A 22600-nucleotide genomic window follows, 5' to 3' on the forward strand; every position below is an offset into this window, starting at 1 on the left:
ATTGACCAATGGCTGAGACCTACGATTTCATCATTGCCGGCGGCGGATCCGCCGGTTGTGTACTGGCCGCCCGCCTGTCTGAAAATCCGGCTACTCGCGTCCTGCTGATTGAAGCGGGTGGTCGCGCCTGGCATCCATTTTATCAAATGCCCGCTGGTTTTGCGAAGATGACCAAGGGGATTGGCAGCTGGGGCTGGTCGACAGTGCCGCAAAAGCACATGAACGACATGGTCATCCGCTATACGCAGGCAAAGGTGATTGGCGGTGGCTCCAGCATCAACGCCCAGATCTACACCCGCGGCAACGCTCTGGATTATGACGAGTGGCGCCAACTGGGCTGTGAAGGCTGGTCCTATGCGGACGTGCTGCCGTATTTCAGGAAGGCCGAGGACAACGATACCTTCGACAATGAGTTTCACGGCAAGGGCGGTCCGCTCGGGGTTTCGCAGCCGCGGGCGCCATTGCCGATCTGCGAAGCCTATTTTGCAGCTGCCGCGCAATTGGGAATTCCTCGAAATCATGACATGACGGGCGAAACTCAGGACGGTGTCGGATTTTACCAACTGACGCAGAAAAACGCCAAGCGTGCGTCGGCCGCAACGAGCTATCTCGGCCCTGCGCGAGGCCGGGAAAACCTGACCATCCGCACGGATGCCATGGTTCAGCGGATCGTGACGGAAAACGGAAAAGCCATAGGTGTCGAACTTGCGTCCTCCGCGGGCAAAGAGGTCGTTCATGCCAATGCGGAAGTGCTGCTTTCCTCGGGAGCGATCGGCTCGCCGCGCCTGTTGATGCTGTCCGGTATCGGCCCGGCGGATCACCTCAAAAGTGTCGGTATCGACCCGGTCCTCGACAAGGCGGCGGTTGGATCGAACCTGCAGGACCACGTCGATCTTTTTCTGATTGCCGAATGCACCGGCGATCACACCTACGACAAGTTCGCGAAGCCGCATTGGTCGGTCATCGCAGGGCTTCAATACCTGCTGACCAAAAGAGGCCCGGTGGCCTCCAGCCTCTTTGAAACCGGTGGATTCTGGTATGCGGACGAGAATGCCCGCTCGCCCGATATCCAGTTTCACCTTGGGCTTGGTTCCGGGATCGAGGCCGGCGTCGCTAAAATGACCCATCCGGGTGTGACCCTGAACTCGGCCTTCCTGCGCCCCCGGTCATGCGGAACGGTTCGTCTTGCAAGCAACGGCCACAACGACGCACCGCTGATCGATCCGAACTACTGGGAAGACCCCTACGACCGGGAAATGTCCATTCGCGGCTTGAAACTGGCGCAGGACATCATGCGTCAGGATGCTTTGAAGCCTTTTGTTCAGGGCGAACGTCTTCCGGGGCCCGATGTCAGGACGGATCAGGATTATTTCGACTTCGCCTGCCGCCATGCAAAGACCGATCATCATCCGGCGGGAACCTGCCGCATGGGGCCGGATGACGACGCGGTCGTCGATCCGCGTCTCAGGTTTCGCGGTCTGGACCAGTTGCGCGTGGTCGACGCCTCGATCATGCCACAGCTTGTCTCCTCCAATACGAATGCGCCAACAATCATGATTGCCGAAAAGGCAGCCGACATGATCCGCGCCGATCACGGGATCTAATCCGATGCTTTTACCGTCCCAGGAGGGAACTCTCGTTTCCTACAGCCTTACCGGCACACCGTTGATACCGCGCGCACCGAAGGTGGCTTTCACACGGACCGCTTTCGCGGCGGCTCATGTGGTCTCCGATCCAATCGCCGAGCGGGCTCCCTGGGTCGGGCGTCCGGCGGTGGATTGGGAAAATACGCTGAAGTTCCGCCACTGGCTCTGGGATCAGGGCCTTGGCCTGGCGGAAGCGATGGACACGGCTCAGCGCGGAATGGGTGTCGATTGGTTGACGGCAAAGGAGCTGATCGAGCGGACGATGGTGGAAGCGAAGGCGCATCCCTTGAAGCCGCGCGTTGCCTGCGGAGCCGGAACGGATCACAAGAGCCTTGATGAGCTAAAGGATGCGGACGCCATCATTGCAGCCTATGAAACCCAGATCGAAGCGGTGGAAGCCGCGGGCGGTCAGGTCATCCTGATGGCGACACGGGCCTTGCCGGCGATTAACGCCGGTCCCGATACCTATGCGCGGGTCTATGGGCACTTGCTGGAGCAGGCCAGGGATCCGGTCATCCTTCACTGGCTCGGCGACATGTTCGATCCGGCGCTGTGCGGGTATTGGGGTGCGACGGACGTAGCCGCTGCCTCCGACGCGGCGCTGGATATCATCATGAGCCATGCGGACAAGGTGGACGGGATCAAGATCTCGCTGCTCGATCAGGCCCATGAGGAAGCCTTTCGGGCGCGCCTGCCTGAAGGTGTGCGGCTTTATACCGGCGACGATTTCAACTACGCCGCCCTCATCGAGGGGGACGGAACCCATTACTCCCATGCGCTACTGGGGATCTTCGCGGCCATCGCACCGGCTGCCTCGCAGGCTTTGGAAGCGCTTGCGCAGGGCGACCGGGCAACCTATCACCGGCTCCTGGAACCAACCGTTGCATTGAGTCGCGAGATCTTCAAGGCACCGACCCAGTTCTACAAGGCAGGGATCGCCTTCCTTGCCTGGATGAACGGGGCGCAGTCGCATTTCATCATGCCGGGTGGCTTCCAGTCGTCGCGGGAGATTTCTCACTATGGGGAGGTCTTCCGCCTCGCCGATCAGGCCGGTTTGCTGTCGGATCCCGATCTGGCAATCTCGCGGATGAGTACGCTGCTGGCACTGCATGGGATAGATGGAGACCGATCCTGAATGACCAAACGCCCGACCATTCTTGATGTCGCTCGCACGGCCAGGGTTTCGAAGTCGACGGTGTCGTTGGTTCTGCAAAGCAGCTCGCTGGTCAAGGCGGAAACCGCTGAAACTGTGCGCGCGGCCATGGCCGAAGTCGGGTATGTCTACAATCGTGCCGCCGCCAATCTTCGCAGCACAAGTGTCGGCCTGATCGGACTGGTGATCAACGATTTGCGCAACCCGTTCTTCACCGAGTTCGCCACCTCGGTCCAGATGGCTCTTTCGGCCAAGGGCTATGCGACTGTCGTGGCCAATTCGGACGAGGATCCGGACCTGCAGGCGCAATTGATCGGATCGATGATCGAACATGGCGTTTCGGCCCTGATCATTTCTCCAGCTTATGGCGAGCCTGAGCGCAGCTTCGGTCCGATAATTCGCGCAGGGGTTCCCGCGATGCAGGTTCTGAGGCAGGTCGAGGCGCGCAGGGATCACATTCCCTTTTCGTCCTTCGACTACATTCGCGGCGGCGAACTTGCGACGCGGCATCTTCTGGAGCAAGGCGCAAAGAACATAGCCTTCGTCGGTGGTCTTGAAGGACGCGCCATCACCAATGAGCGGATGGCAGGCTATTTGAAGGTGATGGCCGAGACCGGCTCAGAGCCCCTGGTCTTTCATGGGCGGTCTTCACGTTCGTTTGGCAACGCCGCCGCCGATCTGATCACCAACAAGCATCCGGAGATCGATGCGGCGGTTTGCTTTAACGATCTGGTGGCGCTCGGGATGCTGTCGGGGTTTGCACGGCTGGGCCGCAAGTTGGGGAAGGAATTCTGCCTTGTCGGTTTCGATGACATTGAGGAATGCGCGCAGGTCTGGCCGCAATTGTCGTCGGTGAGTTGTGACATTGCCGCTTTCGGGCAGCACACGGCCTCTGCCATGCTTGAATGGCTGGAAAAGGACAAACACCCGGAAACAGAATACCGGGCAGGCGTCGAACTGATCGTACGGTCCTCCAGTCTTCGGGTCCCTGCCCGATGACAAGCCCTGTTTTCCCCTCAATATGAATATGAAAAGCCCCTGAAATCGTAGACGCCTTCTTCCCTGAATTTGAGGCAAGGAGGCCATGATGGGCACAAGCAATTTCAGTGATGATCTTAAACGGGACGCGGTCGCCCGCGGTGTTTGATCGGCAGTAGAAAACGAAAACCGAGGGTGTCTAGAAAACTCGGGTCTATTCAGAACAGTGCGAGACCGCGCCCGCTGATTTTACTTTTGCAGACGCGGTCTCTGACCGTTTTCGAATGGGCAGTGCCCGTGGGACCTATGGGGGCGGGTTTCAATCCACTGATGATTGCGGGTCCCGGCTCGAGCCGGGCAGGGGCATGCGCGTTTTCCGCCAGCCTTTCGAGAGCCGGTAGATCACAACGAAGAACAGGGGCACGAACAGCACCCCCAGGAAGGTTGCGGAGAGGACGCCGCCCATGACGCCCGATCCCATGGCCGTCCGCCCGCCTGCACCGGCTCCCGAGGACAGCACCAGAGGCAGGACACCCAGCGTGAAGGCCATGGATGTCATGAGGATCGGCCGGAACCGCTGCTGAGCGGCATAGACCACGCCTTCCCAGAGCGGCTCGCCCGCATCGATCCTCTCCCGGGCAAATTCGACGATCAGGATGGCGTTCTTCCCGGTGAGGCCGATGACCGTCAACAGGGCTACCTGGAAATAGACGCCGTTCTCGAAACCCCCGACCCAGGCTCCCGTCAGCGCACCGGCAATCCCGATGGGCATCGCCAGCATGACGGCAATCGGGATCGACCAGCTCTCGTAAAGCGCGGCGAGACAGAGGAAGACGGCGGCAAGCGACAAGGCATACAGCAGTCCCGCCTGGTCGCCTGCTTCCCTTTCCTCCAGCGACAGGCCGGTCCAGGCAATCTGGTAGCCCGGTGGCAGCTGCGCCGCCAGAGCTTCCATCTCGATCATTGCTTCGCCGGAAGTCACGCCCGCCGCGGGGCCGCCCTGAAGCTGGACCGCGGGGACACCGTTGTAGCGGTAAAGTCCCTGTGGACCGAAACGCCAATTGGCGTTGGAGAAGTTCGACAGGGGTACCAGACCGCCGGTGTCATTGCGCACGCGCCATTGTTCGATATCTTCCGGCACCATGCGGTAGGGAGCATCGCCCTGGACGTAGACCCGCTTGATCCGGCCACGGTCCAGAAAGTCGTTCACGTAGCGTCCGGCCCAGGCAATCGACAGCATGTCTCCGACATCGGTTGCAGAAAGACCCATGGCACCGGCAACGCGCCAGTCCAGGTCGATGTTGAACTGGGTCGCGTCCTCAAGACCGTTCGGCCTGATCTGGCCGATCAGAGCGCTCGCGTTCGCCAGGCCGATGAGCTGGTTCCGCGCCTCGAGCAGTTGCTCATGTGTCTGGCCATCGCGTGCCTGGAGGTAGAAATCGAAACCGCTGACATTGCCGAGTTCGATCACCGCAGGGGGCACGATCGGGAACGCCAGAGCTTCCTTGATCTGGGAAAAGAAGCCGTAAGCCCGGCCCGCGATAGCTTGAACGCTGCGGTCCGGCGTCGTGCGCTCGTCCCAGCTCTTCAGGCTGACGAAGGCCAGACCCATGTTCTGTCCCTGGCCGGCGAAACTGAATCCGCGCACCGTGAAGATGGAGGCGATATTCTCTTTCTCTGTCTCCATGTAATGCTGTTCGATCTTTTTCAGGACCGATTCGGTCGCCTCCGCCGTCGTGCCGGTGGGGCCCTGCACCAGCGTGAAGAGAATGCCCTGGTCCTCGTCCGGCAGGAAGCCGGTCGGCGTGCGCTCGAACAGGTAGATCATCCCCGCGCCGATCAACAGATACACGAAGCCGATCCGCAGCGGCCGGCGGATGATATAGCCCACGGAGGAGGAATAGCCGCGGGTCAGCCGGTCAAAGTTGCGGTTGAACAGTCCGAACACACCGCGCTCGCGCGCGCCATGTTTGGGTTTGCGCAGAAGGGTCGCGCACAATGCCGGTGTGAGCGTCAGCGCGACCACGACCGACAACATCATCGCGGAGACGATGGTGATCGAGAACTGCTGGTAGATCACTCCGGTGGAGCCCGGAAAAAAGGCCATCGGAACGAACACCGCCGACAGGACCAGCGCGATTCCGATCAGGGCCCCGGTGATCTGGCTCATGGATTTCTTGGTGGCTTCATAGGGAGAGAGGTCTTCCTCCTCCATGATGCGTTCAACGTTCTCCACCACCACGATGGCGTCATCCACCAGAAGGCCGATTGCCAGAACCATCGCGAGCATCGTCAGCGTGTTGATGGTGAAGCCGAACAGCGCGATGATGCCGAACGTGCCCAGCAGGACAACCGGAACCGCAAGGGTCGGGATCAGCGTTGCCCGCAGGTTCTGCAGGAACAGGAACATGACGAGAAAGACGAGCGCGACTGCCTCGATGAGCGTGCTGACCACTTCCTCAATCGAAATCTGCACAAATGGCGTGGTGTCGTAGGGCACCACATATTCGACGCCTTGGGGAAAGAAGGCGGACACTTCCTCAAGCTTCGCCTTGACACGTTCGGCAGTGTCCAGGGCATTGGCACCCGAAGCCAGCTGGATAGCCATGCCGGCCGTCGGATTACCGTTGTAGCGGGCTGATGTCGTGTAGCTTTCCGCCCCGATTTCCACCCGGGCAACATCGCGCAACAGCACGAGACCGCCGTCGGTCTCCGCACGTACGACGATCTGCTCAAAATCCTCTGGCGTCGACAGCAACGACTGCGCGGTGATCGTGGCATTGAGTGCCTGCCCGTCCAGAGCGGGCAGGGAGCCGAAGGATCCGGCCGAAACCTGTGCGTTCTCTTCCGAGACCGCCTGAACGATGTCTGCCGGCGTGAGCTCGAAGGCCGCAAGCTGGTCCGGGTTCAACCAGATGCGCATCGCATATTGCGCCCCGAAAATCTGGACGTTGCCGACCCCTTGCAGGCGGCTGAACTGGTCCACCAGGTTCGAGACAAGATAGTCGGAGAGGTCGACGGCATTGAGGGCGCCATCGGTGGACACAAGCGCCGCGACCATGAGAAATCCCGCCGAGGATTTCTGCACGGTGACGCCTTGCCTCTGCACCGTTTCAGGCAGCAGCGGCGTTGCCTGGCTGAGCTTGTTCTGGACCTGCACCTGCGCGATGTCCGGATCCGTTCCGGTTTCGAACGTGAGGGTCACGGACGAGGAGCCGGTCGATGTGGAAGAAGAGGAGATATACCGGAGCCCGTCGAGGCCGGTCATCTGCTCCTCCATCACCTGGGTGACGGTGTTGTTGACTGTCTGCGCGGAGGCGCCGGAATAGTTGGCGTTGACGTCAACGGTGGGAGGGGCGATCTGCGGATACTGCGCCACGGGCAGCATCATGACGGCCAGAACGCCGACCCCCATCAAAAGGATCGAAATCACCCAGGCGAAGATCGGGCGGTCAATGAAGAAACGAGCCATCGGAAACCTTCAGATTGTCATGAGTTGGGCCGGGTGGCTCAGTTTTGCACCACGGTGTTTTCGATCGACTGCTCCTCCGCAGCGACGGTGACGCCGGGAGCAATCCTCTGCAGTCCTGCGACGATCAGCCGGTCACCGGCCTTGAGCCCTTCGGAGACGATCCAGTTGGCGCCACGTGTCCCGAGAACCTTGAGTGTGCGAAGTTCGACAATGTTTTCGTCGTTGACGATCAGGGCTGTCGGCTGGCCCCTGCGGTCGCGGCTGATCCCCTGTTGCGGCGCCAGCACCACATCCCGGACCAGTTCCACCGGCAAATGCGCCTGCACGTAGAGCCCAGGCAGAAGGAGTTGTTCAGGATTGGGGAATTCCATTCGCAGGACCGAGACACCTGTCTTCGGATTCACCTGCGGTTCGGCCGCGCGCATGGTGCCGGTCTGATCATATGTCAGACCGTCGGCCAGGGTCAGGGTGACCACGGGGTCGAGGCCAGTGTCGTCGCTTTTGCCTTTTGCCAGCTTGGAGCGATTGTAACGCAGGACATCCGCCGTCGAGGCGGTCACGTCCACATAGACCTTTTCGATCTGGCGAATGATTGCCAGCGGCTCGGCCTGCTGCGCGGTGGCAAGTGCGCCCTGCGTGGCAAGGGCCCGGCCGGCGATGCCCGACAGCGGGGCCTTGATTGTGGTGTGTTCCAGGTCGATTTGCGCGGATTTAAGCCGCGCCTGAGCAACGAGAAGTCCAGCCTGCGCCGCATCCCGTTCCGCCGTGGCATCATCTACTGCCTGTTGGCTGACAACTTCGCGCAGCAGAAGCTTGTTGGCGCGGCTCAGCTCTTTTTCCGCTGCGGTCAGCGATGCCCTGGCCTGTGCGACACTGGCGCGGGCCTGTTGGACAACGGCAGCATAGACGGCCTTGTCGATCCGGTACATCGGATCGCCTTTCTTGACGGCACTCCCTTCTTCAAACAACCGCTCGACGATAATGCCGGAAACCTGCGGGCGAACTTCCGCGACTCCGTAAGCGACGACGCGGCCCGGCATGTCCGCGCGAAGCGTGACGTCTTGCGACTTCAAGGTAACTACGCCGACCGCTGGGGGAGGGGCGCTTTTCTGCGCGAAAGCGGAGGTAGATGAAACCGCGGCGAAGGCCAGCAGGCACGTCAGCAGGACGTTTTTTTTATCAAACATTAAGTCAGGTCTCCAGCGGGTCCACAACGTCACGAGGACAACAGCGTGTCGGAAACACCAGGTAGCACTGAACCGGAGTGGAGGCTGGAGGAAAGCTGAGCGACCTTGAGGCGAACGCCTTCTGGCACGCTTTAAATAGGCATTCTCGCATGCAGTCAAAGCGGTGCAATGAACAGCGCCCCTCAGGCTGGCCCCAACTCGGTCGGTTGCTGCAAGTGCGAACAGATTTCCGAATTTAAAGCATTATGTGGGGCTCTTTCAATGAGATGTCTATGATGCGATGCAAAAAATATCCACTTATGACAAATATTCACGACGCGTCCTCTCCCGAGCTCGCGGATGCCATAACCCGCAAGATGACCAAAGGCAGGCGCAGCTGGGCAGAAATGCTGACCTGCTTCCGCAGCCAAATCGAACAAAAGCTCGACCGGCGAAAACCGGGGAGCTTCTGGCGTTTTAGAGGCGGTCGAGGAGCGGGGCCTGATGGCGGCTGGGGCAATTGCACAAGCATACATTTCATGCCGTCATGATTTCCGGAATGTGGCGGTGTGCTCTCGGCAGATCGAGCTTCAAGACCTGCACATTCCAGGCGTTGTCTTTTAAATGATTGATAACAAATATCTTTTGAGAGACGGGCTGGTTGACCGTCACGCAGGAGATCCCCTGGGGAAGAGCGAAATCGCCGGGCACGTTATTTCCAGCCGTAATTGATGTATGCTTTTCGGGCGCTCACAAAGGGTGAAAGCGGGAGATCATTGGTAAGGATATGGCTGAAACGAGCGGAAGCAACCATACAACTCGTGCGCTGACAGAGATCAGGAAACGGATCCTGAGCGGCGAATTGGCCGGCGGAGAACGTCTGTTTGAAGTTCCTCTGGCTGAAATGTTGAGCATTTCACGTACCCCGGTTCGCGAAGCCATGTCCCGTCTGGCTGAGGAGGGACTGCTGGAGCGCGCCAAAAGTGCCGGCTTTGTCGTGCGTGCCTTCGGCGTTGAAGACGTGATCGACGCGATCGAGTTGCGGGGTGTGCTGGAAGGAACCGCGGCCCGCCTGGCTGCCGAACGAGGCGGCGATCCGTTGCAGCTGGAGCAGATGACGGAGATCGTGGGCAGGCTGGATGCGTGCTTCCAGGACGGCAGTGTCGACTTTGAAATCTATTCGAAAGGCAACGAGGAATTTCATAGCGTGCTGGCCCGCCTTGCCGGCAGCAAGATCATCGAATGGGAACTGGACCGTGTCGTTCATCTTCCATTCGCGTCGCCGTCCGCCTTTCTTCCTGACAAGGTCAATGTGGAAAGCCGGCATACATCGCTCGTGATCGCCCAGGCTCAGCACAGGGAAATCCTGTCTGCGATCAGGACGCGGGAAGGCGCGCGCGCCGAGGCACTGGCGCGCGAGCACGCCCGAACGGCGCGCAGGGACCTGGAAGAGGCCATGAAGAAAAAAGGCGACGCCAACCTGCTGCCCGGCCTTGCGCTGATGGTTACCTGAGCGGCTCTCTCGCCGGTGCGGGCAACCGGTGACGGGCAACGATGGGGACCGCGGAAATGAATGCGGCATTCCAGCGCGCTGTCGTCCCGCAGAGGTGAATATAAGAAATTTTAAGTGGCAAAAGCCTCAAAATGAGGTAGCTATGTATACATATTTATCTGACGTCTGGGAGGAAAAGATATGTCAGGAAGCAGTTTAGCGGCAGTTTTAGGCCAAGGCGGCAATCCCGCCCAGCTACTACGCAACTCAAGAATCGGAATGTATGTATACCCGGTGGTGACGCCGGAATTCAGTAATTGGCGGGTCGAGCAGCAAGCCTGGCGCGACTCGGCGGTCCTTTTCGACCAGTGTCATCACATGGATGAATTGATCGTCGAAGGCCCACAGGCCGAAGAGTTTCTCGCTTATCACGGCATCAATTCCTTCTCCAATTTCGGCCTGAACCGCGCAAAGCATTTTGTGCCGGTTACGCCGAATGGGCATGTGATCGGCGATCACATCATTTTCCGGGAGCGGGAAGACAAGTTCATCCTGGTCGGCCGCGCGCCGACATCCAACTGGCTGCAGTTCTGTGCCGCCTATGGAAAATGGAATGTACGCATAAAGCACGATCCGCGTTCGCCGTCGCGCCCCGAAGGGGAGCGGGTCCTGCGGACGCATTACCGCTATCAGATCCAGGGGCCGGAAGCGCCGAAGATCTTCGAGAAGATGAACGGCGGCCCGATCCCCGATGTGAAGTTCTTCCATGTCGACTGGATCAATGTCGGTTCAAAGAAGGTACAGGCGCTGCGGCACGGCATGTCCGGTGCGCCGGGCCTGGAGATCTGGGGGCCGTACGAGGACAAGGCCTATATCCTCTCCGTCATCCTGGAGTCGGCCAAGGAAGCCGGTGTCGATCTCGTTCGCTGCGGCAGCCGCGCCTATTCGACCAACACGCTGGAATCCGGCTGGATTCCTTCGCCGATGCCGGGCATCTACACCGGTGACGGCATGCTCGCCGAATACCGCCAGTGGCTCGGTGCCGACAGTTACGAAGCAACCGGCGCCATCGGTGGTTCCTTCGTCTCCGACAACATCGAGGACTACTACGTCAATCCGTTCGAACTCGGCTACGATTTCTACATCGGCTGGAAGAAGCCGGACTTCATCGGCAAGGCCGCGCTGGAAAAGATGAAAGGCCAGAGGAACCGCAAGAAAGTCACCTTCGAGTGGAACCGCGAGGATGTTCTCAAGGTCATCGCTTCGGCCTTCGAACAGGGCACGCCCTACAAGTGGATCGACTTCCCGCAGCCGAACTACGCGTCGACCAGCGCCGACATGCTGTTGAAAGACGGCAAGATGGTCGGCATGTCGATGTTCAATGGCTATTCCTACAACGAACGTTGCATGCTCTCGCTCGGCATTGTCGACCCCGACGTCCAGGTCGGAGACATCCTTACACTCAAGTGGGGCGAGCCTGAGCCGACGGCGAAGACCTCGACCGAGCAGCACAAGCAGGCGGAAATCCGCGTGCGTGTCTCGCCGACCCCGTATTCGAGCGAGGCCCGTGAAAACTATGCGGACAGCTGGCGGAGCAAGGTCTAGATCAACGGACATCCAGTCGAAGTCGACTGGATGCGCCAAAGTTGATCGACCTTGAAGTGCTAGAGCATCTTGTCTGCGTTCAATTGAACGCAGGATGCTCTAGATCAACGGACATCCAGTCGAAGTCGACTGGATGCGCCAAAGTTGATCGACCTTGAAGTGCTAGAGCATCTTGTCTGCGTTCAATTGAACGCAGGATGCTCTAGATCAACGGACATCCAGTCGAAGTCGACTGGATGCGCCAAAGTTGATCGACCTTGAAGTGCTAGAGCATCTTGTCTGCGTTCAATTGAACGCAGGATGCTCTAGATCAACGGACATCCAGTCGAAGTCGACTGGATGCGCCAAAGTTGATCGACCTTGAAGTGCTAGAGCATCTTGTCTGCGTTCAATTGAACGCAGGATGCTCTAGATCAACGGACATCCAGTCGAAGTCGACTGGATGCGCCAAAGTTGATCGACCTTAAAGTGCTAGAGCATCTTGTCCGTGTTCAATTGAACGCAGGATGCTCTAGATCAACGGACATCCAGTCGAAGTCGACTGGATGCGCCAAAGTTGATCGACCTTAAAGTGCTAGAGCATCTTGTCCGTGTTCAATTGAACGCAGGATGCTCTAGATCAACGGACATCCAGTCGAAGTCGACTGGATGCGCCAAAGTTGATCGACCTTAAAGTGCTAGAGCATCTTGTCCGTGTTCAATTGAACGCAGGATGCTCTAGATCAACGGACATCCAGTCGAAGTCGACTGGATGCGCCAAAGTTGATCGACCTTAAAGTGCCAGAGCATCTTGTCCGCGTTCAATTGAACGCGGGGTATTGGAAAATTTCACGCCGGGGAGGGTGTGAAATCAAGATGTTGCAAGAAGGCGTTGCGCGTATCGCGCGGCGCCGGTCGGGCCCGGTCTGAAGAGGTGTTTTCTTTTCAGGTTCAGGCCGGCAGAAACTGAGCCTAAGTCTAATGGCGGGTCATCGAAAACGAATTCGCCAAAAGCGCCATCGCGGCGTAAGGTTCGATGAGATCGGGCAACAAACGCAAAGCGTTGCGTCGGGTCCTGAAAAACGGGAGGAAATTGCATGTTCAATCAAACTCTGTGCCGTTCTTTTGCCGGCGCTGCGGTCGCCGGTACGATGGCGATTTTTACCATTGCCTCATCGGCGCAAGCCGAAACCCTGAAACTCGCGCATTGGGTGCCACCGGCACACACGCTGACCAAATCGACAATCGAGCCGCTGAAAAACGGCGTCGAGGCCGACACCAACGGTGACTTGACGATTGACGTCTTTCCGGGCGGCGAACTGGGCAAGGGGCCGCTGGAGCAGTATGTCCGTGCGGTTCAGGGCGTTGCGGACATCGTGTGGGGCTTGCAGGGATACACCTCCTCGCAATTCCCGAGAACGATGGTTTCAGAATTGCCCAGTGTTCTTCCGGACGGCAAGGCCGGATACGATATTCTTTGGGATGCCTATGACGCGGGCCAGATCTCCGGGGAATTTCCGGGCACCGTCCCGCTGGCTCTCTGGCTTTCCGAACCCAACATCTTCATCATGAAGGACCGCGACATCCGCAAGCCGGAGGACCTCAAGGGTCTGAAGATCCGTGTCTCCGGTTCCGCCGCCGCTGCCATCATCGAAGCGCTCGGAGCAACGCCGGTCCAGATGCCGGCCGGCGAGATCTATAATTCGCTGCAGACCGGTCTGATCGACGGTGTGGTGACCGGTGCCAGCGCGGTTGCCGACTTCAAGCTGGACGAAGTGGCCAACAGCTACACGATCGGCGCGCCGCTTGGCCGCATCTCCTTCTATCTCGTCATGAACAAGGCGAAGTATGACAGCCTGTCAGACGCGTCCAAAAAGGCGATCGACGACCATTCCGGCCGCAAGCTTTCCGCGAGCGCGGAAGAGGGCTGGAACGCGAAGGCAAAGGCGACCGTTGAGGCCCTCAAGGCCACGGGCGACAACACTGTCATCGAGCTTTCGGACGATGACATCGCGGCGTTTGGCGAGTTGACCGTGCCGGTTACCCAGAAGATCGTCTCGGAGATCGGTGCCGAGGACGTTTACGCAACCATGACCGGCCAGTAAGACGTCCGTGTTATCCGCAATCAACAAACTGGCGGACAGGCTGATAGGCCTGTCCGCCGTGCTCGGATCGATCGGCCTGATTGTCGAAGTCATGGTGATTCTGGTCGATGTTACCGGGCGCTATTTCGGCAAGCCGCTGACCGGTGCCCAGGACATTTCCCAGATGACAATGGTGATCATCGTGTTCGGCGGCATGGCGCTCTGCGACAAGCTCGGCGGGCATATCTCCGTCGACATTTTCGAATATTTTTTCCCGCCCCGGGTGCTCTGGCTTGGTGACGTGATCGCGCCCCTGCTCGGCGGGGTGATCTTCTGCGGCATCGCCTGGACCGTCTGGGAGTCGGCGGCGCTGTCGAGGATGCTCAACCTTGCAACGAACATCATCTATCTGCCCAAGGCGTGGTTTCAGTATGTGGTGGTCGTCCTGTCGGCCATAACGGCATTCGGGATGTTCACGCGCGCACTGGGGATTGCCCTCAGCGGCAAGCCGGTTTCCCATCAACTGGACAAAGCGATATGAGCCCCGCAGCCATCGGCCTGGCCGGCATGGGCATCCTGCTGGTTCTCCTTGCATTGCGCGTGCCCGTCGCATTCGCCATGTTCGCGGTCGGCTTTGGCGGCAACGCCATTCTAAACGGCTTCCCGGCGGCGCTGAGCCTGACGGCTTCCGAAAGCTTCACGCTTGCGTCCTCGGCCGAACTCATCGTGGTGCCGCTGTTCATCCTGATGGGCAACGTGGCCACCGAAACGGGGATGAGCCGCAGGCTTTACGACGCGGCCTACGCGACCATCGGCTCTGTGCGCGGCGGTCTGGCCTCCGCCACCGTCATCGGCTGCGGCGGGTTCGCGGCGCTTTCGGGCTCGTCGGTTGCCTCGGCTCTCACCATGGGCAAGGTCTCGCTTGGCGAGATGGACCGCTTCAAATACGATCCGCGTCTTTCGACGGGTGTGGTCGCCGCGGGCGGAACCCTGGGCATCCTGATCCCGCCGTCCACCGGCTTCGTGATCTACGCGATCCTGGCGCAGGAATCGATCGGCCGGCTTTTCCTGGCCGGCGTTCTGCCCGGTCTGCTGCTGCTCGGCATGTTCGTGCTGACCGTTTCGATCCTGTGCTGGTTTTTCCCGAAGATGGGTCCGGCCGGGCCGAAAACCTCCCTGCGGGACAAGGCGCGCGGCATCGCCGGTGCCGCACCTATCCTGACCATCATCGTGCTGACCATCGGCGGTATCTATGGCGGCCTGTTCTCGCCTGTGGAGGCCGCGGCGGTCGGCGCGGGTCTGGTGATCATCTTCGGCTTCATCGGACGGACGCTGACGCTGCGCGGATTGTGGAACGCAACGCGGGATTCCGTCGTGACGACGTCGACTGTCATGCTGATCCTGATCGCCGCCCACATGATCAACCCGTTTCTGGCGCTGAGCCACATTCCTCAGACCATCGGCGGTTTCCTCTCCGGATTGGACCTGCCGGCGGTCGGTATCCTGCTTGTGATCATGCTCTGCTATCTTGTTCTCGGCTGTTTCCTGGAAGGCTTCGCCATGCTGGTGCTCAGCATGCCGATCTTCTACCCGATCATCACGCAACTCGGGATCGATCCGATCTGGTTCGGCGTGCTGGTCGTGCTGACACTCGAAATGGGGCTGATTTCGCCGCCGGTGGGTGTCAACGTCTTCATCGTGAAATCGGTCGCCAAGGATGTTCCCATCGGGAAGATATTCGCGGGAGTGATGCCGTTCTGGTTCGCCATGCTGGTCACTCTGGGTCTGCTGGTGGCCTTTCCCCAGATCTCGCTCTTTCTGCCGAATTCCATGATCAACTAAAGCGAAATACAGGAACCACTCGATGGCCTAACGCACTGTTTCGCGCGCGTGAACGGGCCACCTCAGGGAGGATTGAATGACGGAACTCTGCTTTGATGTCGCCCATCTCGGTCATGTCGAGGTCTATACCGACAAGTTCGATGAAAGCCTTGATTTCTTCACGCGGGTCTACGGTCTGACGGTTTCCGGCCGGGACGAGACTTCCGCCTATCTCAGGGCATGGGACGAATATGAGTTCCATTCGCTGAAGCTGACGAAGCACGACACCCCGGGCATGGGCCATATCGGCTACCGGGTTTCGTCGCCGGAGGCGCTGGAGCGGCGGGTCGCCGCCATCGAGGCAAGTGACTACAAGAAACACGGCTGGGTCGAGGGCGATCTCGGCCACGGCCGGGCCTACCGGTTCGAGGATCCCTTCGGTCACGTCTTCGAACTCTATTGGGATACGCACCGCTTCGTGCCCGGTCCGGGCGAAGAACCGGCGCTGAAGAACAACGCCTCGAAGTTTCACGCCCAGGGCGTGTGTCCCCGCCGCATCGATCACGTCAACCTGCTTGGCGAGGATGCGAGCGAGTTCCGCAAGTTCGTCGAGACCTGCCTCGGCAGCCGGCTGTCGGAATATATCCAGCTAGACAACGGGCGGCTCGGCGGCGTCTGGTTCACCTGCAACAACAAGACCTACGATCTGGTCTGTACCGAGGAGCGGGGCGGCGGCACCGGTCGGCTGCACCATGTGACCTATGCCACCGACCAGCGCGAGGACATCCTGCGCGCCGCAGACATTTTCCTGAACAACGGCGTCCATATCGAGACGGGTCCGCACAAACACGCGATCCAGGGCTCGTTCTTCCTCTACGTCTGGGAGCCCGCGGGCAATCGCGTCGAACTGGCCAATGCCGGTGCCCGGCTGCTGCTGGCGCCGGACTGGGAGCCGGTGGTCTGGACGGAGGCCGACCGCAAGAAGGGTCAGGCCTGGGGCCTCAAGACCATTGAAACCTTCCATACGCATGGCACGCCTCCCGTGCCGGGCAAGGAATAGGAGAGCACAATGGCAGGAAAGACCGCATTGGTCATCAGCGCCCATTCGGCGGATTTCGTCTGGCGCTGCGGTGGCGCCATCGCGCTGCATGAAGAGAGGGGATACGACGTCACCGTCGTGTGCCTGTCCTACGGCGAGCGCGGCGAGAGCGCGAAGCTCTGGAAACAGGAAGGCATGACCCTGGAGACGGTCAAGACCGAGCGGCGCAAGGAAGCCGAGAATGCCGCCAGGGCGCTTGACGTGAGCGACATCCAGTTCTTCGATCTTGGGGATTATCCGCTGGAGCTGGATAGCGGTGCCAAGGACCGGCTGGTGGATGTGATCCGCAAGGTGCAGCCGCAGTTCATGCTCACCCATTCGCAGTACGATCCCTACAACACCGACCACATGTATGCGACGCGGATCGCTCTGGAGTGCCGGATGATCGCCCAGGCATGGGGCCACAATCCGGGTGAGAAGGTTCTGGGCGCGCCGCAGCTCTACCTGTTCGAGCCGCATCAGACCGAACAGATGGGCTGGAAGCCGGACGTGTTTCTCGACATCACCCAGGTCTGGGAGAAGAAGAAGGCAGCCATCGAGTGCATGCGGGGCCAGGAGCACCTGTGGCACTACTACACCAATGTCGCGGAGAACCGGGGCAACCATTTCCGGCGCAATTCCGGCGGCCAGGCGGGCGGTCGCGACTGCCGGTACGCGGAGGGCTTCCAGTCCGTCTTTCCCCGTACCGTGGATGAACTGTGATGGCCGGCGCTGTGACAAAATCCGGCGTTGTCGTCCGCAATTTCGAGCGTGCGGATCCAGAGGTGATCGCCGCCCTCGGCGCGTGCGGCGTTGCGACAGTGCACGAGGCTCTGGGCCGCAGGGGCCTGCTGGCCTCCTATATGCGGCCGATCTTTTCCGGTGCGCGGATCGCGGCCTCGGCGGTCACCATTTCCGCGCCCCCGGGCGACAACTGGATGGTGCATGTGGCCATCGAGCAGGTGAAGGACGGCGACATCCTGGTGCTTGCCCCGACATCTCCCTGCGAGGACGGATATTTCGGCGATCTGCTGGCGACCTCGATGCAGGCGCGCGGCGGCAGGGGTCTGATCATCGATGCCGGCGTGCGCGACGTGCGCGACCTGACCGAAATGAATTTCCCGGTCTGGTCGAAGGCGATCTTCGCGCAAGGCACGGTGAAGGAGACACTCGGCTCGGTCAACGTGCCGGTGGTCTGCGCCGGCGCACTGGTCAATCCGGGCGATATCATCGTCGCCGATGACGACGGCGTCTGTGTCGTTGCGCGCGAGGAAGCCGTCGAGGTGCTGGAAAAGGCCCGCGCCCGTGAGGCCGCCGAAACGGAAAAACGCAAGCGTCTTGCCGACGGAGAACTTGGCCTCGACATCTACAACATGCGTGAGCTGCTGGCCGAAAAGGGCCTGAAATATGTCTGAAGGCACTGCCTGCATGTGGATGCGGGGCGGCACGTCGAAGGGCGGTTATTTCCTTGGCGGGGATCTGCCGGCCGATGCGGCGGAACGCGACCGGCTCCTGCTGCAGGTGATGGGCTCTCCCGATCCACGCCAGATCGACGGCATGGGCGGTGCGGATCCCCTGACATCCAAGGTGGCCGTGGTGCGCAAATCGGAGCGCCCCGGTGTCGATGTCGACTACCTGTTTCTGCAGGTATTCGTCGATCGGGCAATCGTCACCGACGGCCAGAATTGCGGCAATATCCTTTCCGGGGTCGGCCCCTTCGCCATCGAACGCGGCCTTGTGAGCGCGCGGGACGGGTCGACCGACGTCCGCATTTTCATGGAAAACACCAGCCAGATCGCGACCGCCACCGTGCAGACACCGGGTGGCAAGGTGAGCTATCGGGGCGAGGCCCGGATTGACGGCGTGCCGGGGAGCCACGCTCCGGTGCCGACCGTCTTCGAGGATACAGCCGGGTCCACATGCGGCGCGCTTCTGCCGACCGGCAATGTTGTGGACAGGATCGACGGGGTCGATGCGACGCTGATCGACAACGGCATGCCATGTGTGATCCTGCGTGCTTCCGATTTCGGTCTCAGCGGTCAGGAAGCGCCGGAAGAACTGGAAGCGAACGCGGAATTGAAGGCGCGTGTCGAGGCGATCCGCCTGAAGGCCGGGCCGATGATGAACCTGGGCGGCGTGCGCGAAAAATCGGTGCCGAAGATGACGCTGGTCAGTGCGGCACGGCAGGGCGGGGCGATTTCGACCCGGACATTCATTCCTCATCGCTGCCACAAGGCAATCGGTGTGCTCGGCGCCGTCAGCGTCGCGACGGCCTGTCTCCTGCCGGAGGGGCCGGCCGCCGAGATCGCGCACAAGGGAGAGGGATCCAGCCGGTCGATGTCGATCGAACATCCGACAGGCGAGTTCACTGTGCTTGTCGATCTGGGGGCGGACGGGTCTGTCCGGAAAGCGGGCGTCGTGCGCACCGCGCGCAAACTTTTCGACGGATATGTATTCTAAGGGAGGATTAAGGGCGTGAATTGTATCTTGACCCTGAAGTGCCGGAACCGGCCTGGCATCGTGGCTGCGGTCGCGACGGAACTGTCCGGTTGCGGCGGGGATATCACCGAAGCGCAGCAATTCGACGACCGGCGCACCGGCATGTTCTTCATGCGCTGCGCTTTTACGATGGAAAAACCGATCGAGACCTTCACCGACGGCTTTTCAAGGCATGTCTCGAAATTCGGTTTCGAATGGACCTTGCGCCCGGCGGACCGTCCCCGAAAGGTGCTGATCCTGGTCTCCAAACTCGATCACTGCCTCGGGGATCTGCTCTACCGGATGCGGATCGGCGAAATCAACATGGAGTGCGTCGGCATTGTCTCCAACCATCCAAGTTCCGTGCTGAACCTCACCCTGCATGAAGGACTGCCCTACCACCATCTGCCGATCACCCGCGACACCAAGGCCGAGCAGGAAGCGCAGATCAAGGCGATCATCGAGGAAACCGGAGCGGAGCTGATCGTTCTGGCGCGCTACATGCAGATCCTGTCCAACGATTTCTCGGCCTATCTTTCCGGGCGTTGCATCAACATCCACCATTCGTTCCTGCCGGGCTTCAAGGGCGCAAAACCCTATCACCAGGCACATGCGCGCGGTGTGAAGATGATCGGGGCCACAGCGCATTATGTCACCGAGGATCTCGACGAAGGGCCCATCATTGCCCAGAACGTGGAGCATGTGAGCCATCGGGATACGCCGGAAGACATGGTCCGCAGGGGGCGGGACATAGAGCGCTCGGTTCTGGCCCGCGCGGTCAATCTGCATCTTCAGGACAGGGTGATGCTGAACGGAACCACGACCGTGGTGTTCGAATAGGACAGCCGGCTTTCCGCCGCAACTACCGTTTCATTTAAGAAAGTCCTGCAGGGTTTTCTCGAATACCTGCAGGACGTTCGTTTCCCCGGCTTGTGTGCGAACCGTCAATCCGACATCGACCCGGGCGCCGGGAAGATCGATGTCCAGCTTCTTTAACTCCGGGTGCAAGTCCAGGAGCTGCCGTTCGCCATAGGCGAGCAGGCCGATCGCCTGGCTGTTCATGATCACCTGTTCGGCGTTGCCAAAGGACAGGATCTCGCAGGTCTGAGCCGGAGGGGCGGCTCCCTCGTTCGCAAACAGGCTTTCGAAAAAAGCGCGGATGGGAGTGCCGTGCGGCGCGACGATCCATTGCTCGTTCTTGAGCGATGCCATGGTCAGGTGCCGCCGGTGGCACGGATGGTCGTGCCGGGCAACGAGTGTATACGTCTCGTGATAGAGAAACCGCTCCTGAAGATCCGGAAAAGGCGGCGGCCTGCGCAGAATTCCGATCATGCAATCGATCTCGCCGCGGCGAAGCGCTTCGGCGAGCATGTGATAGCTTCCGGGCACCGCCATCAGCCTGAGGTCCGGAGCCTGGCCGGTAAGCCCCCCGAATGTCCTGGCGACCAGCGCCTGACCGGAAAACGGCAGCATACCGACCGCCAGCCTGCCGCCGAGTCTGCCGGCCGGCGAGCGGGTGATCTCGCCGGCGGTCCCGAGTGCCTGGCGCAGTTCGTCCCGTAGAGCCGCGAGCCTGCGGGCGTGCGGTGTTGCCTCCAGCCCCTCGCGCTTTCGCAGAAACAGCGGATGTGGGGTGCAGGCGGAAATGGCGGCCAGGGATTTACTGATGGCGGGCTGGGAAACGGCCAGAAATCCGGCGGCGCCGGTGGTGCCGCCGCAGGAGGTCACGGCGGCGACGGCGTCGAGATGATGCCAGCGCAGAACGACCGCAAGATCCGGGTGGGGGCCGGTCGCAGCAAGATCTGTTTCCGCCCGCGCGATCAGTTTGAGGGCATTGGCGCAGCGCTCGATCACCGCCTCGCCCCAGGCGGTCGGTTCGGTGCCGCTCCAGCCGCGCTGAAAGATCGGGCGGCCGAACAGCTTTTCGGCGGCGGCAATCGTGCGCGAGACGACCGGCTGGGAGGAATTGAGCATTGCGGCGGCCTCGGCGAAACCGCGCGAACGCGCCACGGCATCGATCACGCGGACCTGCTTCAGGCTCAGCCGCTTCGCGTCGGTCTTTTTCATAAATAACCAGAATGAAAAATCATATTCATTCTTCGCATAAGCGGGACGGAAAACGCAATGCTATGAAGCCGGTAAAGACAGGGAGGACATTCCAATGACGATCGTTTCACTTGAGGACAAGATCCGCGCAACCGGCGGAAATCCGGCCGAAATGCTGCTCAACGCTCAGCTCGGGCCCTATGTGTTTCCGATCCCTGCCGCTTTCAGCAACTGGATGGATGAGCAGCGTGCCTGGCGCCAGAGCGCCGTCCTGTTCGATCAGTCCTTCCACATGACCGACCTTTATGTGCAGGGCCCGGACGTTGTGAAGCTTCTCAGCCATGTGGGTGTCAACAGCTTCAAGACTTTCGGCCGCAACAAGGCCAAGCAGCTCGTCTGCTGTAACCACGACGGCTATGTCATCGGCGATTGCATTCTCTTCGGCCTTGAAGATGACGCCGTGAACATCGTCGGCCGTCCCCCTTTGCCGAACTGGATCCAGTATCATGCCGAAACCGGCGGATACGACGTTACCGTGGAGCGGGACGAACGTTCGCTCGACAATCCGGACAAGCCGCGCAAGACCTACCGCTACGAAGTGCAGGGTCCGAACGCCATGGCTATTCTGGAAGCGGTCAACGAAGGCGGGCCGTTGACCACGAAGTTTTTCAACATGGGCGAGATCGTCATAGCCGGCTGCAAGGCCCGCACGCTCGCGCATGGCATGGGCGGTGCGCCGGGACTGGAGCTTTGGGGACCGTTCGAGGACGGTCCGAAGGTCAAGGCGGCTTTGCTGGAAATCGGCAAGACTTACGGCCTGGCGCAAGCCGGCGCGCGTGCCTATTCCTCGGTCGCCACCGAATCGGGATGGATCCCGTCACCGCTGCCGGCAATCTATTCCGGCGACACGATGAAGCCCTACCGCGAATGGCTGCCGGCCGGGAGTTTCGAGGCTGTCAGCTCTCTGGGCGGCAGTTTCTACTCTGACAACGTCGAGGATTACTATCTGACACCGTGGGATCTCGACTATGGCCGGGTGGTCAAGTTCGACCATGACTTCATCGGCCGCGAGGCGCTGGAAAAGATGGCCGGCGAGACACACCGCAAAAAGGTGACCCTGGTCTGGGACAAGGAGGACGTCGTTGCCGTCTATGCCGGCCTGATGGAGGAAGGCGACAGTCCCAAGCTCATGGAGATGCCCGCCGCCCATTATGCGGCGCACCCTTATGACAAGGTGGTCAAGGACGGCAAAACCGTCGGCATTTCCACCTACCCGGTCTATTCGGCCAACGAACGGGCATGGCTTTCGCTGGCCATGGTGGCGCCGGACTGCGCCGCCTCGGGTTCCAGGGTCACGATCGTGTGGGGCGAGCCGGACGGCGGCAGCGCCAAGCCGGTGGTGGAGCGCCACAGGCAGATGGACGTCGGCGCGGAAGTCCATCCCTGGCCGATCCACGAAGCCTTTCGGAACAGCTACCGCAAACAGACCTGAGGGGTGGAACAGCCGTTGGTGCATCCTCACCGTGACAACGGCCTCATCCTGAGAGACAGCGCATCGCGCTTCCTCAGGATGAGGCCGGGTATTTGGATTTCCCGAATTAT

18 protein-coding genes are annotated in these 22600 nt (G+C 60.4%); 14 read left to right on the forward strand and 4 right to left on the reverse strand.

What is annotated here, in order from left to right:
• Positions 1 to 8: 8 nt before the first annotated feature.
• The 3 genes from CLV41_RS13035 to CLV41_RS13045 are packed head-to-tail and all read left to right on the forward strand — an operon-like array spanning position 9 to position 3798.
• Positions 9 to 1604: a GMC family oxidoreductase gene (locus CLV41_RS13035; RefSeq protein ID WP_103222853.1), complete on the forward strand. Its 1596-nt coding sequence runs from the start codon at positions 9 to 11 to the stop codon at positions 1602 to 1604.
• A gap of 4 nt (positions 1605 to 1608) precedes the next feature.
• On the forward strand, positions 1609 to 2781 hold the full coding sequence (locus CLV41_RS13040; RefSeq protein WP_103222854.1) for a dihydrodipicolinate synthase family protein: 1173 nt from the start codon (positions 1609 to 1611) through the stop codon (positions 2779 to 2781).
• Positions 2782 to 3798: a LacI family DNA-binding transcriptional regulator gene (locus CLV41_RS13045; RefSeq protein ID WP_103222855.1), complete on the forward strand. Its 1017-nt coding sequence runs from the start codon at positions 2782 to 2784 to the stop codon at positions 3796 to 3798.
• Positions 3799 to 4096: 298 nt separating this feature from the next.
• On the opposite strand, the gene CLV41_RS13050 is transcribed toward CLV41_RS13045, so the two are convergent.
• From CLV41_RS13050 to CLV41_RS27765, 3 genes are all read right to left on the reverse strand, one after another.
• Positions 4097 to 7249 carry an efflux RND transporter permease subunit gene (locus tag CLV41_RS13050; protein ID WP_103222856.1) on the reverse strand — a complete coding sequence of 1051 codons (3153 nt, stop codon included), beginning with the start codon at positions 7247 to 7249 and terminating at the stop codon, positions 4097 to 4099.
• A 38-nt stretch (positions 7250 to 7287) separates the two neighbouring features.
• Positions 7288 to 8436 carry an efflux RND transporter periplasmic adaptor subunit gene (locus CLV41_RS13055; RefSeq protein WP_103222857.1) on the reverse strand — a complete coding sequence of 383 codons (1149 nt, stop codon included), beginning with the start codon at positions 8434 to 8436 and terminating at the stop codon, positions 7288 to 7290.
• Positions 8437 to 8952: 516 nt separating this feature from the next.
• Positions 8953 to 9126: a hypothetical protein gene (locus CLV41_RS27765; protein ID WP_170107186.1), complete on the reverse strand. Its 174-nt coding sequence runs from the start codon at positions 9124 to 9126 to the stop codon at positions 8953 to 8955.
• A 76-nt stretch (positions 9127 to 9202) separates the two neighbouring features.
• Between CLV41_RS27765 and CLV41_RS13060 the strand changes: the two genes are divergently transcribed.
• The 10 genes from CLV41_RS13060 to purU all read left to right on the forward strand — a co-directional run bounded on the left by CLV41_RS13060 (position 9203) and on the right by purU (position 19792).
• A complete protein-coding gene (locus CLV41_RS13060) occupies positions 9203 to 9928 on the forward strand; it encodes a GntR family transcriptional regulator (RefSeq protein WP_103222858.1) in 726 nt (241 codons plus the stop codon).
• Between the two features lie 180 nt (positions 9929 to 10108).
• Positions 10109 to 11512: a vanillate/3-O-methylgallate O-demethylase gene (ligM, locus tag CLV41_RS13065; RefSeq protein ID WP_103222859.1), complete on the forward strand. Its 1404-nt coding sequence runs from the start codon at positions 10109 to 10111 to the stop codon at positions 11510 to 11512.
• A gap of 1076 nt (positions 11513 to 12588) precedes the next feature.
• Entirely contained in the window at positions 12589 to 13596 is a 1008-nt protein-coding gene (locus tag CLV41_RS13070; RefSeq protein WP_103222860.1) for a TRAP transporter substrate-binding protein, read from the forward strand.
• Between the two features lie 7 nt (positions 13597 to 13603).
• On the forward strand, positions 13604 to 14116 hold the full coding sequence (locus CLV41_RS13075; protein ID WP_103222861.1) for a TRAP transporter small permease: 513 nt from the start codon (positions 13604 to 13606) through the stop codon (positions 14114 to 14116).
• On the forward strand, positions 14113 to 15417 hold the full coding sequence (locus CLV41_RS13080) for a TRAP transporter large permease (protein ID WP_103222862.1): 1305 nt from the start codon (positions 14113 to 14115) through the stop codon (positions 15415 to 15417). Before CLV41_RS13075 ends, CLV41_RS13080 begins: the two co-directional genes overlap by 4 nt.
• Before the next feature lie 76 nt (positions 15418 to 15493).
• The gene (locus CLV41_RS13085; RefSeq protein WP_103222863.1) at positions 15494 to 16456 is read left to right on the forward strand and encodes a VOC family protein; all 963 of its coding nucleotides are present in this window, start codon (positions 15494 to 15496) and stop codon (positions 16454 to 16456) included.
• 9 nt (positions 16457 to 16465) lie between these two features.
• Positions 16466 to 17197: a PIG-L deacetylase family protein gene (locus CLV41_RS13090; RefSeq protein ID WP_103222864.1), complete on the forward strand. Its 732-nt coding sequence runs from the start codon at positions 16466 to 16468 to the stop codon at positions 17195 to 17197.
• Positions 17197 to 17889 (forward strand): 4-carboxy-4-hydroxy-2-oxoadipate aldolase/oxaloacetate decarboxylase, encoded by a 693-nt coding sequence (gene ligK, locus CLV41_RS13095; protein WP_103222865.1) that lies wholly within the window; start codon positions 17197 to 17199, stop codon positions 17887 to 17889. The genes CLV41_RS13090 and ligK overlap by 1 nt, the downstream gene beginning before the upstream one ends.
• Entirely contained in the window at positions 17882 to 18934 is a 1053-nt protein-coding gene (locus CLV41_RS13100) for a 4-oxalomesaconate tautomerase (protein WP_103222866.1), read from the forward strand. The genes ligK and CLV41_RS13100 overlap by 8 nt, the downstream gene beginning before the upstream one ends.
• A 6-nt stretch (positions 18935 to 18940) precedes the next feature.
• Positions 18941 to 19792, forward strand: coding sequence for a formyltetrahydrofolate deformylase (purU, locus tag CLV41_RS13105; RefSeq protein ID WP_208987510.1), 852 nt, complete (start codon positions 18941 to 18943; stop codon positions 19790 to 19792).
• Positions 19793 to 19822: 30 nt separating this feature from the next.
• On the opposite strand, the gene CLV41_RS13110 is transcribed toward purU, so the two are convergent.
• Complete coding sequence (locus CLV41_RS13110) at positions 19823 to 21019, reverse strand: LysR family transcriptional regulator (protein WP_103222868.1); 1197 nt, start codon at positions 21017 to 21019, stop codon at positions 19823 to 19825.
• 94 nt (positions 21020 to 21113) lie between these two features.
• Here CLV41_RS13110 and CLV41_RS13115 point away from each other — a divergent pair, with 94 nt between their 5' ends.
• Positions 21114 to 22490, forward strand: a complete 1377-nt coding sequence (locus CLV41_RS13115; RefSeq protein WP_103222869.1) for an aminomethyltransferase family protein — start codon at positions 21114 to 21116, stop codon at positions 22488 to 22490.
• Positions 22491 to 22600 lie beyond the last annotated feature (110 nt).

The organism is Roseibium marinum (assembly GCF_002906165.1).
Taxonomy (GTDB): domain Bacteria; phylum Pseudomonadota; class Alphaproteobacteria; order Rhizobiales; family Stappiaceae; genus Roseibium; species Roseibium marinum.